Annotated in this window: 12 protein-coding genes; 5 read left to right on the forward strand and 7 right to left on the reverse strand. The window is 71.3% G+C overall.

The annotated features are described in order from the left end of the window. Positions 1 to 343 precede the first annotated feature (343 nt). Positions 344 to 3,028 (reverse strand): glucosidase, encoded by a 2,685-nt coding sequence (locus ABH920_RS41105; RefSeq protein ID WP_370354736.1) that lies wholly within the window; start codon positions 3,026 to 3,028, stop codon positions 344 to 346. Between the two features lie 59 nt (positions 3,029 to 3,087). On the opposite strand from ABH920_RS41105, the gene ABH920_RS41110 reads away from it, so the two are divergent. From ABH920_RS41110 to glgB, 3 genes are read left to right on the forward strand one after another with little or no spacing between them, the layout of a single operon-like run. Beyond that, positions 3,088 to 5,124, forward strand: coding sequence for an amylo-alpha-1,6-glucosidase (locus ABH920_RS41110; protein ID WP_370354737.1), 2,037 nt, complete (start codon positions 3,088 to 3,090; stop codon positions 5,122 to 5,124). Positions 5,125 to 5,156: 32 nt separating this feature from the next. Then, positions 5,157 to 6,551 carry a glycosyltransferase family 4 protein gene (locus ABH920_RS41115; RefSeq protein ID WP_370354738.1) on the forward strand — a complete coding sequence of 465 codons (1,395 nt, stop codon included), beginning with the start codon at positions 5,157 to 5,159 and terminating at the stop codon, positions 6,549 to 6,551. A gap of 41 nt (positions 6,552 to 6,592) precedes the next feature. After that, positions 6,593 to 8,485, forward strand: coding sequence for a 1,4-alpha-glucan branching protein GlgB (gene glgB, locus ABH920_RS41120; RefSeq protein WP_370354739.1), 1,893 nt, complete (start codon positions 6,593 to 6,595; stop codon positions 8,483 to 8,485). Positions 8,486 to 8,666: 181 nt separating this feature from the next. On the opposite strand, the gene ABH920_RS41125 is transcribed toward glgB, so the two are convergent. Together ABH920_RS41125 and ABH920_RS41130 are read right to left on the reverse strand one after the other, a co-directional pair. After that, positions 8,667 to 9,641 (reverse strand): hypothetical protein, encoded by a 975-nt coding sequence (locus ABH920_RS41125; RefSeq protein ID WP_370354740.1) that lies wholly within the window; start codon positions 9,639 to 9,641, stop codon positions 8,667 to 8,669. 83 nt (positions 9,642 to 9,724) lie between these two features. Continuing rightward, positions 9,725 to 10,216 (reverse strand): winged helix-turn-helix transcriptional regulator, encoded by a 492-nt coding sequence (locus ABH920_RS41130; RefSeq protein WP_370354741.1) that lies wholly within the window; start codon positions 10,214 to 10,216, stop codon positions 9,725 to 9,727. 79 nt (positions 10,217 to 10,295) lie between these two features. Here ABH920_RS41130 and ABH920_RS41135 point away from each other — a divergent pair, with 79 nt between their 5' ends. Beyond that, the gene (locus tag ABH920_RS41135; protein ID WP_370354742.1) at positions 10,296 to 10,712 is read left to right on the forward strand and encodes a nuclear transport factor 2 family protein; all 417 of its coding nucleotides are present in this window, start codon (positions 10,296 to 10,298) and stop codon (positions 10,710 to 10,712) included. Positions 10,713 to 10,759: 47 nt separating this feature from the next. Here ABH920_RS41135 and ABH920_RS41140 read toward each other — a convergent pair whose 3' ends face one another. From ABH920_RS41140 to ABH920_RS41155, 4 genes are all read right to left on the reverse strand, one after another. Beyond that, on the reverse strand, positions 10,760 to 11,560 hold the full coding sequence (locus ABH920_RS41140; RefSeq protein ID WP_370354743.1) for an ABC transporter permease: 801 nt from the start codon (positions 11,558 to 11,560) through the stop codon (positions 10,760 to 10,762). Beyond that, the gene (locus tag ABH920_RS41145) at positions 11,557 to 12,471 is read right to left on the reverse strand and encodes an ATP-binding cassette domain-containing protein (RefSeq protein WP_370354744.1); all 915 of its coding nucleotides are present in this window, start codon (positions 12,469 to 12,471) and stop codon (positions 11,557 to 11,559) included. The genes ABH920_RS41140 and ABH920_RS41145 overlap by 4 nt, the downstream gene beginning before the upstream one ends. 117 nt (positions 12,472 to 12,588) lie before the next feature. Then, the gene (locus ABH920_RS41150; RefSeq protein WP_370354745.1) at positions 12,589 to 13,254 is read right to left on the reverse strand and encodes a response regulator; all 666 of its coding nucleotides are present in this window, start codon (positions 13,252 to 13,254) and stop codon (positions 12,589 to 12,591) included. Continuing rightward, on the reverse strand, positions 13,251 to 14,417 hold the full coding sequence (locus ABH920_RS41155) for a sensor histidine kinase (protein ID WP_370354746.1): 1,167 nt from the start codon (positions 14,415 to 14,417) through the stop codon (positions 13,251 to 13,253). Before ABH920_RS41155 ends, ABH920_RS41150 begins: the two co-directional genes overlap by 4 nt. A 216-nt stretch (positions 14,418 to 14,633) precedes the next feature. On the opposite strand from ABH920_RS41155, the gene ABH920_RS41160 reads away from it, so the two are divergent. Continuing rightward, complete coding sequence (locus ABH920_RS41160; RefSeq protein ID WP_370354747.1) at positions 14,634 to 15,533, forward strand: maleylpyruvate isomerase N-terminal domain-containing protein; 900 nt, start codon at positions 14,634 to 14,636, stop codon at positions 15,531 to 15,533. The last annotated feature ends 64 nt before the right edge of the window (positions 15,534 to 15,597 follow it).

Consider the following 15,597-nt stretch of genomic DNA (forward strand, 5'->3'; position numbering starts at 1 on the left):
TCGACGCGGCGAGGGACCCAGAACCAACACCCCGCATGGTCCTTCGGACCCCCTCACCACACCACCAGCCGCGCTCGACCGTCACCGCCCGCAGCGGCCAAGGCACCGGTGTTCGTTGGGAGCGGCAGCCCGGCCGCACCGGTCTGACTGCCGCGCCGCCGTGGCCTACCGCCGCACCGCATCGCATCGTCGCACCGCATTGCCGCATTGCCGCATTGCCGTCGTGCCGTCGTGCCGTCGTGCCGCCGCGCCGTCGCGCCGTCGTGCCGCCGCGCCGTCGCGCCGCCGCATCGCATTGCCGTGCTGCCGCACCGCCCAGCCCACCCTCGCCTGCCGCCGCCCCCTACTCCTCCCGAGCCTCCGTCTCGAACTCCGCCTCAGCCGCCTCCTCCATAGCCGCCGTCCGCCGCGGCCGCCCCTTGCGCAGCAGCAGGTTGATCGCCAGCGCCGTCCACCCTGTCTGGTGCGAAGCGCCGATCCCGGCTCCCGTGTCGCCGTGGAAGTACTCGTGGAACGGGATCTGGTCGTGCCAGGCCTCGTCCTCCTGGAACAGCTTCACGTCGCCGAACACCGGTCGGCGGCCTGCCTCGTCGTTCAGGAAGACGCCGACCAGGCGGTGCGCCAGGTCGTCGGCGATGGTGCCGTAGGTTGCCTGGTTCGGGGAGCCGGTGGGGTAGGGGATGGTGATGCCGTCGCCGAAGAAGTCCTGGTGGCGGTCCAGGGCGTCGATCAGGAGGTAGTTCACCGGGAACCAGATCGGGCCGCGCCAGTTGCTGTTGCCGCCGAACATCGTGGTGTGGGATTCGCCTGGTTCGTAGCTGACGCTGTAGTCGGTGCCGTTGACGTTCAGGCGGTATGGCTGGTCCTTGTGCACCCGGGACAGGGCGCGCAGGCCGTGGTCCGATAGGAACTCGCCCTCGTCGAGCATGCGTTCCAGGACGCGGGGCCGTTGGTCGAACGTCATCATCGTGAGTAGGCGGTGCGACTTGTTCATGTCGACGCAGCCCATCAGCAGGTCGGCCTTGTCGGTCTGGTTCTCGAAGAACCACTTCACGCGCTTGCGTAGCTCCGGGACGGCGTCCATGGCCTCGGCGCGGACCGAGGTGGTGGCCACCAGGGGGAGTAGGCCCACGACCGAGCGGACCTTCATCGGGATGGTGCTGCCGTCGCGGGTGCGCAGTACGTCGTAGAAGAAGCCGTCCTCCTCGTTCCAGAGGCCGATCTTGTTCGCGGCGGCGGCGATCAGGCCGAAGTGCTCGAAGAACTTCATCACCAGTTCTCGGTAGACCGGGTCGTGTTCGGCCAGGACCAGGGCGATCTCCATGAGGTTCAGCGAGTACATCGCCATCCAGGCGGTGCCGTCGCTCTGCTCCAGCAGGTCGCCGACCGGGACGCCGGCGTCGCGGTCGAAGGGGCCGATGTTGTCCAGGCCGAGGAAGCCGCCTTCGAAGACGTTGTTGCCGTCGGCGTCGGCGCGGTTCACCCACCAGGTGAAGTTCATCAGCAGCTTGTGGAACACGCGCTTGAGGAACACGTGGTCGCGGCAGCCGTCGGCGCGGTAGATCTGGAGTGCGGCCCAGGCCTGGACCGGCGGGTTGTCGTCGCTGAACGCCCACTCGTACGCCGGGACCTGGCCGCTGGGGTGCAGGTACCACTCCTGGAGCAGCAACAGCAGCTGCTCCTTGGCCATCTTCGGGTCGATCTCGGCCAGTGCCACGCAGTGGAACGCCAGGTCCCACGCCGCGAACCACGGGTACTCCCACGGGTCCGGCATCAGGATGACGTCGCGCGCCGACAGCGTCCACCAGTGCGTGTTGCGGCCGTGCTCGCGGCCCTCCGGTGGTGTGGGCTGCGACGGGTCGCCCTCCAGCCATCGCGAGACGTTGTAGTGGTAGTACTGCTTGGACCACATCAGGCCGGCCACCGCCTGGCGCAGTACGTTCGCCTCGTCGGCCGTGCACGCGTCCGGGGTCAGCTCCGCGAAGTACTCGTCGGCCTCGGCCGCGCGCCGCGCCATCAGCTCCTCGAAGCCGGTGTCCAGGTCCGCCGGGCCCACGGCCTCGCTGTCCGGGCCCTCCGAGCGCAGCCGCAGCCGGATCTCCGCGGTGCCGCCGGCCGGGACGGTCAAGACGTAGTGCAGCGCGCCCTTGGTGCCGCGGCGCTCCGGGTTGACGGTGTCCGCGCCGGAGACCACGTGGTCGTTGATGCCGTCCTTGGGATACGCCGGGCCGTCGCTGTTCCACAGCCGCCGGTCGTTCGTCACGTTGTCGCAGACCAGCGCCTCGGGCTCACCGGAGCCGGTCAGCGCGAGCCGTCCGAGCAGCCGGTGCTCGCCGACCAGTGTGCCGACGTCGCCGGTCAGCACCGGCACCGCCTCACGGCCGGCCAGGCCCCAGGACCAGGTGTTGCGGAACCACATGTGCGGCAGGACGTGCAGCGTCTCCTCGTCCGGACCCTTGTTCTCCACCTTCACGCGGATGCACATGTCCTCCGGCCCGGACTTCGCGTACTCGGCGGTGATGCGCCAGTAGCGGTCGTCCTGGAAGGTTCCGGTGTCCACGAGTTCGTACTCCGGGTCCTGGGTGCCGCGGTCGCGGTTGGTGTGGACCAGGTCGTTGTACGGGAACTCGTTCTGCGGGTAGTGGTACCGCCAGCGCATCCAGGAGTGGGTCGGCGTGGAGTCCAGGTACCACCAGTAGTCCTTGACGTCCTCGCCGTGGTTGCCCTCGTTGCCGGTCAGACCGAAGGCGCGCTCCTTCAGGATCGGGTCGCGGCCGTTCCAGAACGCCAGGGAGAAGCAGAAGTACTGGTCGATGTCGCAGACGCCGGCCAGGCCGTCCTCGTTCCAGCGGTACGCCCGCGAACGCGCGTGGTCGTGCGGGAAGTAGTCCCAGGCCGTGCCGCCGGGGGAGTAGTCCTCACGGACGGTGCCCCAAGCCCGCTCCGACAGATACGGACCCCACGCACGCCAAGGCTCGTTTTCCTCGCCGTCGTACTGGTCCAGCCGCGCCTGCTCTGCTGTGGTCACCGCGTGCCCTCGCGTTCCTTGGGTACCGTTGCGGTTCGACCCTACGCAGCACTCACGAAATGCGCTCGATAAAGACCACTGCGAATATGGCGGTCGTGGCGATCTCCAATCCGCATGTCTTCGGTACCCGGCTGTGCGGCGACCTCTCTGAGGGCGCGGCCCGGGAATGGGTTGTACCCGATGGTGTTGGTGGTTATGCCATGGGAACTGCGAGCGGGCTTCGGACCCGCAGGTATCACGCTCTGTTAGTGGCGTCCGAGAACGGCGGCAGCGCGCGTCGGGTCGGTCTGGCCAGTCTCGACCCGGTGCTCGTGACGCCCTCAGGGGCCGAGGTGAGGCTGGCCGTACACGAGTGGGCCTCCGGCGCGATCGCCCCGGACGGCCACACGCTGCTGGAGAGCTTCACCCTTTCGCACGGACTTCCGCGGTGGCGTTGGCGGGTTGGCGACATCGTGCTGGAGGCCGAACTCGCCGCGGTCCACGGCCGGCCCGCCTACGGCTACCTCTACCGCCTGCTCGCCGGCGGCCCGGTGACGCTGCGCGTCGAAGCCCTGTGCACCTGGCGCGACCAGCACGGCGACCGGTTCGCCGGCGGCGGCGATCCGCGGCTGCGGCCGACCTCCGACGGCGTGGTCGTGGAGGACGCCTACCGCATCGCCGGGCCCGGCTGGACTCCCGACGGCCAGTGGTACCGCGACGTGTACCTGCGCGAGGAAGCCGCACGCGGCCTCGGCGCGCGCGAGGACCTGTGGTTCGCCGGCTCGTTCTCGGCTCGGCTGGCCGGGCCGGGGGAGACCCTGGAGCTCGCCGCCTGGGCCGGCGATCTGGACGCCGCGCCGCCGCCCGCCGCGCAGATCGTCGCGGCAGCTCACGACCGCGCCGCCGCGATCGAGGCCAAGGGCTCGGACGCGGTAGCCGCCGAGCTGCTGCTGGCCGCCGACGCCTTTGTCATCGACCGAACGGCCGCCGACGGGACGCAGGCGCCGGATGTGATCGCCGGGTACCCGTGGTTCGGGACGTGGTCGCGGGACACGATGCTGTCCTACGACGGCCTGTTCCTGAGCGCACAGCGTGCTGACGAGGGCCGCCGCCTGCTGCGCGCCTACGCCGCGACGCTGTCCGAGGGCATGCTCGCCAACACCGCCGACACCGGTTCGGTCGAGTACAACACCGCCGACGGCACGCTGTGGTTCGTGCACGCCGTCGGCCGGCACGTCGCCGCCACCGGCGACGCGGACCTGGCCGCCGAGCTGGTCCCGGCGCTCGACGGCATCCTGCGGGCGCACCTGGACGGCACCCGCTACGGCATCCGGGTGGACCCCGCCGACTCGCTGCTCACGCAGGGTGCCGACGGGTACGCGCTGACCTGGATGGACGCGCGGGTCGACGGCCGGCCGATCACGCAGCGCAGCGGCAAGGCCGTGGAGATCAACGCGCTGTGGATCAACGCACTGGGAACCGTCGCCGATCTGTACAAGGCGACCGGCCGGGACGCCACGGCCGTGCTGCACCGGCGTGAGGCCGCCGCGACCTCGTTCCGACGCCGCTTCCCGAATCCGGACTCCGGGCTCTACGACGTGGTCGACGGCCCGGCCGGCGACGACGGCTCGCTGCGTCCGAACCAGCTGCTGGCGTACAGCCTCCCGTACGCGCCGCTGCGCGGACAGGCCCCGGCGGCGATCGTCGGCGAGAAGCTGATGACCCCGCTGGGTCTGCGGACCCTGTCGCCGGACGATCCGGCTTATCAGCGGCACCACCAGGGATCCTCCGAGCAGCGCGACGCCGCGTACCACCAGGGCACCGTGTGGCCGTGGCTGCTCGGGCCGTACCGCGACGCCGTCGCCGCCGCGGCCGCCGCCTCCTCGGCCGCCGCGGCCGGCGGATCGTCCGACGGCCCGGCTGACAGCTCCGCCGACGACCCGGTCGCGGCCATCCTCGGCGGACTCCCCGGCCACCTCGGCGAAGCCGGGCTCGGCTCGGTCTCCGAGACCGCCGACGGCGCCGCCCCCCATGCCACCACCGGCTGCCCGTTCCAGGCGTGGTCGGTGGCCGAAGCCCTTCGCTGCTGGACCACCAGATTTCTCGACCGCACATGAACCACCGAGCACAACCAAGGGGAGCAACGCCCATGTCCGCACCGGTGCGCGAGCTGACGATGACGAAAGAAGAGAACGACGCGATGGCGGTGGTCCGGGCCACGGTCCCGGCGCCACCCCGGCCGGCGTCCCGGAGCCTGCGGATCCTGATGCTCTCCTGGGAGTACCCGCCGGTGGTGGTCGGCGGCCTGGGCCGGCACGTCCACGCGCTGGCCCGGAACCTGGCGCGGGCCGGCCACCAGGTCACCGTCGCCACCCGGCACGCCCCCGGCGCGCCGCTGGACGAGATCATCGAGGGCGTGCGCGTGGTGCGCGCCCCGGCCGACCCGCCGGCCATCCCCTTGGACACCCCGCACCTGCTCGCCTGGACGATGGCCTTCAACCACACCCTGACCCGCGCCGCCCTGCACGCCGCCGACACCGGCGAGTTCGATCTGGTCCACGCGCACGACTGGCTGGTCACCCACACCGCGATCACCATGCGCGACCACCTGCGGGTGCCGCTGGTGGCGACCGTGCACGCCACCGAGGCCGGCCGGCACCAGGGCTGGCTGCCGGGCGATCTGAACCGCGCGATCCACTCCGTCGAGTGCTGGCTCGGTACGGAGGCCGAGCGGGTGCTGGTGTGCTCCAAGTACATGGGACGTGAAGTCGACGCCCTGCTCGGCGTGTCCGCCGCGAAGACCGCCGTCATCCCCAACGGCGTCGATCTGCCGCGCTGGTCGCCCAACCGGATGGACGTCGCCGCCGCGCGCTCGCGCTACGCCGGCGACGGGCCGCTGATCGGGTTCGCCGGCCGCCTGGTCTACGAGAAGGGCGTCCAGCACCTGCTGCACGCCGTGCCCGAGCTGCGCCGCCGGCACCCCGGGCTGCGCGTGGTGATAGCCGGCGACGGACCGCAGCGCGGTGAGCTGGAAGCCACCGTCGGCCGCCTGGACCTGCACCACGAGATCAGCTTCACCGGCTTCGTCCCGGCCCGCGGCCTGTCCTCGACCATGGCCTCCACCGACGCCATGGTGGTGCCCAGCATCTACGAGCCCTTCGGTCTGGTGGCGCTGGAAGCCGCGGCGGCCGGCGCGCCGCTGGCGGTGTCGGAGACCGGCGGGCTGGCCGAGATCGTCGAGCCCGGCGTGACCGGCCTGAGGTTCCCGGTCCGCGACGCCGAGGCGCTCACCGAGTCTGTCAGTTCCCTGATCAGCGACCGCGAGTCGGCGCGGGCGATGGCCGACGCCGCGCGGACCATGGTGCGCGAGCGCTACGGCTGGGACGACGTCGCGGTGGCCACCGCCGGGATCTACTCCAGCGTGGTGACCAAGGCCAAGGTCAAGCGGCCGCCGAACCTGTGGCGCAGCCACGACGTCCCGGACCGCGAGCCCGTGCACATCCCCCAGGGCAACCTGCTGGAGTCGGCGGGGTTGCTGCCGTGACGTGGAACGGGGGAACCGCCGTGGGAGCCGGTGGGACGCGCGTGCAGGATATTCAGGATATTGATGTCGACTGGTCGTCGCTGGCGGTGCCGGACGACCCGCGCTACTGGCACCGGTACGGCGCGCACGTGCGGGCCGACGGCTCCGGTGGCGTCGACGGGATCACCGGCGTGGAGTTCGCGGTCTGGGCGCCGAACGCGCAGCAGGTGAACGTCGAGGGCGACTTCAACGACTGGAACCCGCACCGCGGCGTGGAGCTGCGGCGCGACGATTCGGGCCGCTGGTCGGGATTCGCACCCGACGCCCGGCCCGGGCACCGGTACAAGTACAAGATCCTCGGCCGCGACGGGGTGTGGCGGCTGAAGGCCGATCCGGTGGCGTTCGCCGCCGAGACGCCGCCGGCCTCGGCCTCGGTGGTGTTCGAGTCGCGGCATCAGTGGACTGATGACGCCTGGATGGCGCGGCACCGTACCGGCGAGCGCTACTCGTTCAACGAGCCGATGTCGGTGTACGAGGTGCACCTGGCGTCCTGGCGGCCCGGGCTGTCCTACGACCAGCTCGCCGAGCAGCTGGTCGGGCACGTCGCGGGGCTGGGCTTCACGCACGTGGAGTTCCTGCCGGTCATGGAGCACCCCTTCGGCGGATCGTGGGGGTATCAGACCACTGGTTTCTACGCCCCGACCGCGCGGCTCGGCGACCCGGACGGGCTCCGGCGGCTCATCGACGCCTTCCACCGGGCCGGCGTCGCGGTGATCCTGGACTGGGTCCCGGCGCACTTCCCGCGCGACGAGTGGGCCCTGGCCTGGTTCGACGGCGCGGCCCTGTATGAGCACCCTGACCCGCGGCGCGGCGAGCACCCGGACTGGGGCAGCCTGATCTTCGACTTCGGGCACCCCGACGTCCGCGACTTCCTGATCGGCAGCGCGCTGTACTGGATCGAGGAGTTCCACGCCGACGGCCTCCGCGTCGACGCCGTGTCCTCGATGCTGTTCCTGGACTACTCGCGCGCGCCGGGAACGTGGGAGCCGAACTGCTTCGGCGGCAACTCGAACCTGCAGGCTCTTGACTTCATCAAGATGCTGACGAACGAGGTCCACGACCGGCACCCCTCGGTGGTCATGGTCGCCGAGGAGTCGGCGGCCTGGCCCGGCGTGACGCACCCGGTCGCCGACGGCGGCCTGGGCTTCGACGTGAAGTGGAACCTGGGGTGGATGAACAACACCCTGACCTGCCTCACCGTCGACCCGCTGTTCCGCCGCTACCACTGGGACGACCTCCGCCGGCCGTCGGCGTACGCCTTCATGGAGCACGACCTGCTCCCGCTGTCGCACGACGAGGTGGTCCACGGCAAGGGCTCCCTGGCCGGCAAGCTGCCGGGCTGGCGCGGCCAGCAGAAGGACGGCCTGCGCGGCCTGCTGGCGTACCAGTGGGCCTTCCCCGGAAAGCACCTGCTGTTCATGGGTTCCGAGTTTGCGCAGCGCGGCGAGTGGAGCGAGCAGTGGGGCCTGGACTGGGCCGACGCCGCCGACGGCGACGGCGTGACCCGCCTCGTCGCCGCCATGAACCACCGCTACACAGAGCTGCCGGCCCTCTGGTCGCGCGACGACGACCCCGGCGCCACCCACTGGGGCGCGGCGGACGCCGACGGCAACCTGATCGCCTTCGTCCGCTACGGCCGCGACGAGGACGCCCTGGTCTGCATCACGAACTTCTCCGGCCAGGAGATCCGTGACCGGCGCGTCGGCCTGCCGTGGGGCGGCATGTGGCACGAGGTGCTGAACACCGACTCGCGCGACTACGACGGCGCCGGGGCCGGCAACCTCGGCGCGGTCACCGCCGATGCGGAGCAGGGACAGGACTGGCTGCCGGCTTCGGGAGTGGTGACGGTCGGGGCTTACGCGACGGTGTGGCTCGCGGGGAAGTACGGACACTGACTTAGCACTGCTGGGGCGCGCCGCCGGGTGGAGCGGCGCGCCCCAGATTCTGCGGTGCTGCGGCAGGCGCAGTCTCCAGGCACTGAGGCCCGATGGCAGGCGCGGTTGGCATCGCCGCCGATTTCAGCAGGGTGCTGAGTTTGTCGGGCCGGCAAGTGCTGTAGATGCCCCGGCGCGCGTCCTACTTCGCGGCCGAGTCGTACCACCGCAGCACCCGCAGTGCCCGCAGCGTGTTCCAGCGGCTCGGTTTGCCTTCCTCGTCGTCGATCGGGAAGTGCAGCTCGCCGGGGTGCGGGTTCTCCAGCAGCCACCGGCCGTCGGCGTCCTGCTTGCCGCGTACCAGCTCGACCGCCTCCGCCACTCGCTCGTCGGGCTTGACCTCGGCGGCGCGCAGGTAGTCCAGGCCGCGCAACACGTCGTAGTGCCAGAACGGCGGGTACGAGAACTGCGTCCAGGCCGCGATGCGTTCGCCGGTCGACAGGCGGTGGAACATCCGTCGTCGCAGCAGGTACTCGTGGCCGCGCGCCACGGCTTCGGCCACCTCCGGCCCGCCGCTCGCGGTTCGGTCGTACTCCGTCAGTCCCTCCAGCACCTCGATCGTGGTGTGGAACGAGCCGCGCGTGGAGCCGTTCTCCTGTTCGCAGTTCCAGCCGCCGTCGGCCATCTGCTCTCCGAGCAGCCGGTTCACGATCGGCTCGACGTCGATCCCGTAGTACGCGCCGAGTGCGACCGTCCGGCCGTTGATGCAGGGCTCCACCTCCCCGGCGAAGAACGGCTCGCCGTCGTGCTCCCACCGCGCGTTCGCATGAACCCGCGCCACGGCGTCGCGTACCGCCGGATCGCCCGGCTCGACGCCGAACCCCCGCATCAGCGTCAAGCTCCAGGCGATCGACGTCCATTCGGGGAACAGGGTGCCCTGCCGGGACGCGTCCATCGACCGCCACCACTGCGCGGCCTTCTCGGAGGAGAACGTCGGAGCGCTCGTCGACCACTTGCCGTCCGGCCCCTGCAAGGCCAGCAGCCGGCCGCCCCAGCCGTCGGACAGCACGCGGGCCCGCTCGGCCGCGACCTGCTCCTCGGGCGCGTCGGTGAGGTCACGCAGGACTTGCCAGCGGATCGCGGGGTCGCTGTCCAGCAGCCAGTCGATGACGGTCATGGCGGGTTCTGTCCTCCTTCAGGGCGTGGCTGTGCCCTGCGGCTATCGTGCCGTGCTTCCTCTGACAGTGCTCGTGACGACACTCAGGAAGGCAAAGGCCGCGAAGCCACGACCGCCGTCCCGCGCACCGCCCGCGCCCCCGGCCCCGGGACCGGCACCAGCGTCTCGGCGGTGAGTGCCTCGGAACACGTGGAGCACGCGACGGTCGGCACGCACTCGTGCCCCGCGTGCTCGAACAGCAGCGGTGGGCCGCCCTGCGGGGTCTGCCACCGGTCGCCCCAGGCGGCCAGCGTGGCCAGCAGCGGGATCAGTTCCCGGCCGGGCGGTTCGAGCAGGTAACGGTAGCGGTCCTCGCGCTCGCCGTAGGGTTCGCGGCGGATCAGGCCGTTCGCGCCGAGGTCGGCCAGGCGGGCGGTCAGCAGGCTGCGGGAGATGCCCAGGTCGGCGACGAGTTCGTCGAAGGTGTTCACGCCCAGGTAGAGGTCGCGCAGGATCAGCGGGGTCCACCACTGGCCCATCACCTCCAGGCTGCGGGCCACCGAGCAGGCGAAGTCGGAATAGTCGGTTCTGGGCACGTCGCCAGCGTAACAGCGTGCGTTCTGTACGTGAACTCACGTAGAGTTCACGTACAGAACTCAGCGAGGGAGGCCGGCCGTGCCGTACCACTACGTCGTGACCCGGATCGTGCGGAGCACGTGGGACAAGATCAACGCCGGCGACGCGAGCGCGCCGATCCGGATGGCCGCGCCGGATGCGAAGTTCACCGTCCTCGGCGACACCGTGCTCGGCGGTCAGTGGCAGGGGCCTGATGCCATCCGCGGCTGGCTGGAGTCCTTCGCCGCGCGCTTCACCGAGGTGCGCTACCGGGTCGAGGACGTCGCTGTCGCCGGCTGGCCGTGGCGCACCCGCGTCGCCGTGCGCCTGGTGGTGGACGGCACCCTCCTGGACGGCGCGAGCTACCACAACAACGCGACCCAGTGGCTGACCCTGCGCTGGGGCCGGATGACCGAGGACTGGGTCCTGGAGGACACCAAGGTGGTCGACGCCGGCCTCGGCGCCCACACCGGATGAGGTGCGCGGGGTGAGGTGTGCAGGGCGAGCCGTGGCCGGCGCGCGCCCTACTTCACCTCCGCCCTCCGCACCCGCATCACCCCGAGCACCGTCGGCACCCCGATCCACAGGGCGGAAGCCACCACCAGCTGGATCCAGCCCCGCCCCGTGATGTCGTGACTGTAGAGCGGCGACTGCGCCTGGTTCAGATCGAACCAAGCCGTCGTGCTCTTCGACCCCGACCCGAAGAACGCGCTGAACATGTTCGGCACCACGAACGCCACCAGGATCGCCGCCGCCGTGACCAGCAGAGCCATCCCCAGCGCGATCCCCAGCAGCAGCCAGCTGATCAGCACCACCGTCACCTCGCCCGACACCTGCCCGGCGAAGCCCCAGCTCCCCTTGCCGCCGCGTACCGCCATGCCCAGCACGTTCCCGACGACCGACGTCGCCAGCATCACCGCGCTCAGCCCGACCCCCAGCGCCAACGCCGCGACCACCTTCGCCAGCAGCACCCGCCCGCGCTTGGGCTCCAGGACGAACGTGACCAGCCCGGTCCGCTGGCTCCACTCGCTGGTCATGGTCAGGATCCCGAGGATCGGCAGCAGGATCTTCTCCGGTGTCGACGTGAAGTCGACGAACTTGGCGTAGTTCAGGTCCTTCGCCGCCATCGAGAACACCATGACGACCGCCACGATCGGCGTGGCCGCCAGCAGCGTGGCCAGCAGCCACCGCCCGGCCCGGGTGTCGGTGAGCTTGCGCAGCTCGGTGCGCACCAGGCGCCCGAACGGGATCGGCGCCCGGGCCCGGTCAGTCGGCGCGATCTGTGCGGTGGAAGCGGTGGAAGCGGTGGAAGAAGCGGTGCTCATGACCTCACGTCCTCTCGTGCGTCGTCGGCGGTCAGCCGCAGGAACAGCTGCTCCAGCCCGCCGTCGTCGGCGGTCCGCAGCTCGCGCAGCGTGATCCCGGCCGCCGCGGCGATGTTGGCGATGTGCTCGGCGGCGGCGCTGACGGTGAACCCGCCGTCCGGATGGTCGGTGAACGGCACGCCGGCTCCGCGCATCGCCGCCGCCAGCCCCTCGTCGTCGGTGCTCCGCACGGCCACGCCGCTGCCGGCCAGCAGGTCGTCCTTCCGGCCCCGGGCCACGATCCGGCCGCGGCCGATGACCACCAGTTCGTCGGCGACGACCTCGATCTCGTGCAGCAGGTGCGAGGACAGCAGCACGCTGCCGCCGGCGTCGGCGAACTCCTTCAGCAGGGTCCGCATCCAGTGGATGCCGGCCGGGTCCAGGCCGTTGGCCGGCTCGTCGAGGATCAGCACGCTGGGATCGCCCAGCAGCGCGTGCGCGACGCCGAGCCGTTGCCGCATCCCCAGCGAATAGGTGCCGGTGCGGCGCCGGGCCTCGGCCGCCGACAGCCCGACCTTCTCGATCATCTCCTCGGCCCGGCGGTCGGGCAGGCCCATCATCATCGTCCCGAGCCGCAGGACCTCCAGGCCGGTACGGCCGCTGTGCTGCGCGGAGGCGTCCAGCAGTACGCCGACCCGCCGCCCGGGGTTGACCAGTTCGGTGTAGTGCCGGCCCAGCACCGTGGCCGAGCCGGCGGTCGGCGAGGTCAGTCCGACGAGCATGCGAAGCGTCGTGGACTTCCCGGCGCCGTTGGGACCGAGGAACCCGGTGATCGAACCGTGCGGCACGTCGAAGGAGATCGCGTCGACGGCCCGGGTGCCCCGGTAGTCCTTCCTGAGATCCGCGACTCTGATCGCGGCTGAAGTGTTCATGAACGCTCCCGTGGTGTCCGGCTGGTTGATACGCCTCCAGCCTCCGGCGCGAGCGCCCTCCGGTCGTCGGTGCGGGAACGTAACTTCGACCTGCGCCGACCGCACTACGCGGAGCCGTCAGGAAGTAGGCCCGGCGACCAACCCGGACTGATACGCGAACACCACCAGCTGCGCCCGATCGCGCGCGTGCAGCTTCACCATGGCCCGGCTGACATGCGTCCGCGCCGTCGCCGGACTGACCACCAGCTCCGCGGCGATCTCCTCGTTGCTCATCCCGAGCGCTGCGAGCCCCACCACCTCGCGCTCGCGGTCGGTGAGCAGCCCCATCGTCGCCGGGACCAGCGTCGGCCGGCTCGGCTTCGCGGTGAACTCGGTGATCAGCCGCCGGGTCACGCTCGGGGACAGCAGCGCCTCGCCCTGCGCCACCTCGCGCACGGCCCGGACCAGGTCGGCCGGCTCGGTGTGCTTGACCAGGAACCCGCTCACCCCGGACCGCAGGGCCTCGAAGACGTACTCGTCGAGCTCGAACGTCGTCAGCACGATGATCCGCACGTCGGCCAGCGCCGGATCGGCGCAGATCTGCCGGGCCGCGGCCAGTCCGTCCAAGCCGGGCATGCGGATGTCCATCAGCAGCACGTCCGGCCGCGCCGAGCCGGCCAGCGCCAGCGCGGCCGCGCCGTCCTCGGCGTGGCCGACCACGGTCATGTCGTCCTCGGCGTCCAGGATCATCGCGAACCCGGCCCGGACCAGGGACTGGTCGTCGGCGAGTGCCACCCGGATCATGAGCGTGCCTCCCATCGGGCGCGGACCAGGAATCCGCCCTGTGCGGTGTGGCCGGCGTGGAAGACCCCGCCGGTGGACGTGACGCGTTCCCGCATGCCGCTGATCCCGACCCCGGTGCTCGAAAACCCCGCGACCGTGCCGGCCGGACCGGGATCGCTGATCTCGATCGCCAGCCCCGAGCCGCCGATCGCGGCCACCTCGACCCGGGCCTTCTCAGCCTTCGAATGCCGGATGACGTTGGTCAGCGACTCCTGCACGATCCGGTATGCCGCCGTCCCGACCGCCGGTGAGACGTCCGCGGCCGTGCCCCCGACCGCTGACTCGGCCGCCAACTCGACCACCAGCTCGACCGCCAACCCCGACGCCGCCACCGAGTCCGCCAACCGCGCGATCTGCCCCACCCCCGGAGCCGGCGCCCGATCAGCCTGCTGCGATCCGTCCCGCAATACCGAGAGCATCGCTCCCAACTCCTCCAACACCTCGCCGCTGGCCCGCCGGATCGCCACCAGTGCCGCGCCGGCCGCCTGCGGCCGCCGGTCGATCACGTGCGCCGCGGCCGCCGCCTGGACGTTGATCGTCGCCATCGCGTGCGCGACGCTGTCGTGCAGATCGCGCGCGATCCGCAGCCGCTCCTCGGCGACCCGGCGCAACGCGACCTCCTCCTGCGTCATCTCCAGGAACCGTGCGCGCTCCCGCAGCGCCTGGATCCGCTCGCGGCGGTCGCGCAGCGTGTCGCCGGCCAGGATCGCGGCCGCCGACCAGCCCAGGAAGATCAGCGGCAGCACCAGGCCCGAGGAGCCGAACACCACCGCGGCCAGGGTCAGCGCGGCGAGCATGATCCCGGCCCAGGCCAGCGCGGCCCGGCGGCTGGTCCGCCAGCTCACCCCGGCCAGCGAGATCCAGCCCACGGCCCAGACCGGACCGTCCGGATACCGGCGCGCGACCTCCGCGCACAGGACGGCGGTCGCGATCGCCGCCGCCGTCCGCGGCCGCCGCCGGATCAGCGCGATGGCCGCGCCGGCCAGCACCAGCAGGACGTACTGCACGGCGTCGGCGCCGCGGCTGTCCGGGCCCGCCGAGATGTGCGCCGAGATCGTGACCAGCACCGTCGCCGAGACGACGCCGACCGCCGCCTCGGGCAGCCAGGTGGGTACTCGGATCATGCCCCCACGCTAGGCGGGAGACTCCCGCGCCACGTCCTACCAGGGCAGCAACTGCCGCGTACGCCCCCCGGAGTACTGCCGCCGCGTCCCGGAGTAGTACACCACCGAACAGAAACAGCAACGTCGAAACAGCAACGCCGAAGGCGCGCATCCGATCTCAGCACACGCAGACTCGAAAGCGGAAAAGCATTCAGCACCGAGCGTCGAGGGGGACTCGTGCCCGAAGTCCGTGCGCGGATACCAGACCGGAACCGGCGCGTGCCGGCGGTCACGAGAATCAGCCCTCAGCGATGGACCGAGGTGCGGGCCGCCGTGCGGGAGGTCGCGGAGCGCTTCTGCCGCCTCGTGCTCGCCAGCGATCCGGACGCGATGGCCACCGCGGACTGGACCGTCGCCGACACCGCGGCGCACGTGGCCGCGATCTCGTGGCAGTACACGTCGCTGGTCATCTCCTATGACACCGAGCGGCCCATCGACGGGGTCAGGGAACTGCTTCTGAGCACCACCGTCGACAACATCCACACCGGGCTGAACGAGGCGATGCGGCGCAACTTCACGCAGCGCGACCCGGTGGCGCTGGTGGCGACCCTGCGTTCCTCGGTCGCGAAAGTGCTGGAGCTGACCGAGGACACCGACCCGGCCTCGACGGTGGTCTGGCTCGGCGGCGCGAGCCTGCCGCGCGCCGGGCTGCTGGCGCATCTGACCAACGAGATGCTGCTGCACGGCCGGGACATCGCGCGGGCCGGCGGCCGGCCGTGGCCGATCCCGGAGCGGCAGGCCGCGATGTTCTTCGAGCTCTTCGTCGTCGAGATCATCCGCAACGGCGTCGGCGTGCTGCTGGACGTCGCCGGGCCGCCGCGTCCGGGCCGGATCGCGGTGGAGTTCCGCAGCGCCTACACCGAACCGGTGGCGATCGTCGTCACCGACGGTGTGGTGTCGGTGGAGGAGCCGGGCCGGGATGTGGACGTGCGCCTGTTCTTCCGGCCCGCCGCGCTGAATCTGATGCTGTTCCACCACGTGGGCCGGCTGCGGACGGTGCTGAACGGCGGAGTGCGCGCGTGGGGCAGACGTGTGTGGCTGCTTCCCGCATTTCTGCGGAAGGTCCGGCTTCCCTGAGCTGAATTCATCTCAGCTGAATTCCCGATAGGCGGCGCGTTCTCGCGGTGTCGTGCGCCGTCAT

This window comes from Catenulispora sp. EB89 (assembly GCF_041261445.1).
Taxonomy (GTDB): Bacteria; Actinomycetota; Actinomycetes; order Streptomycetales; family Catenulisporaceae; genus Catenulispora.

Excerpts from the sequence above, each read along its gene's own strand:
- ABH920_RS41110 (WP_370354737.1), top strand. The coding sequence starts at position 3,088 with ATGCGCTCGATAAAGACCACTGCGAATATGGCGGTCGTGGCGATCTCC.
- ABH920_RS41115 (WP_370354738.1), top strand. The coding sequence starts at position 5,157 with ATGTCCGCACCGGTGCGCGAGCTGACGATGACGAAAGAAGAGAACGAC.
- ABH920_RS41125 (WP_370354740.1), bottom strand. The coding sequence starts at position 9,641 with ATGACCGTCATCGACTGGCTGCTGGACAGCGACCCCGCGATCCGCTGG.
- ABH920_RS41140 (WP_370354743.1), bottom strand. The coding sequence starts at position 11,560 with ATGAGCACCGCTTCTTCCACCGCTTCCACCGCTTCCACCGCACAGATC.
- ABH920_RS41145 (WP_370354744.1), bottom strand. The coding sequence starts at position 12,471 with ATGAACACTTCAGCCGCGATCAGAGTCGCGGATCTCAGGAAGGACTAC.
- ABH920_RS41150 (WP_370354745.1), bottom strand. The coding sequence starts at position 13,254 with ATGATCCGGGTGGCACTCGCCGACGACCAGTCCCTGGTCCGGGCCGGG.
- ABH920_RS41155 (WP_370354746.1), bottom strand. The coding sequence starts at position 14,417 with ATGATCCGAGTACCCACCTGGCTGCCCGAGGCGGCGGTCGGCGTCGTC.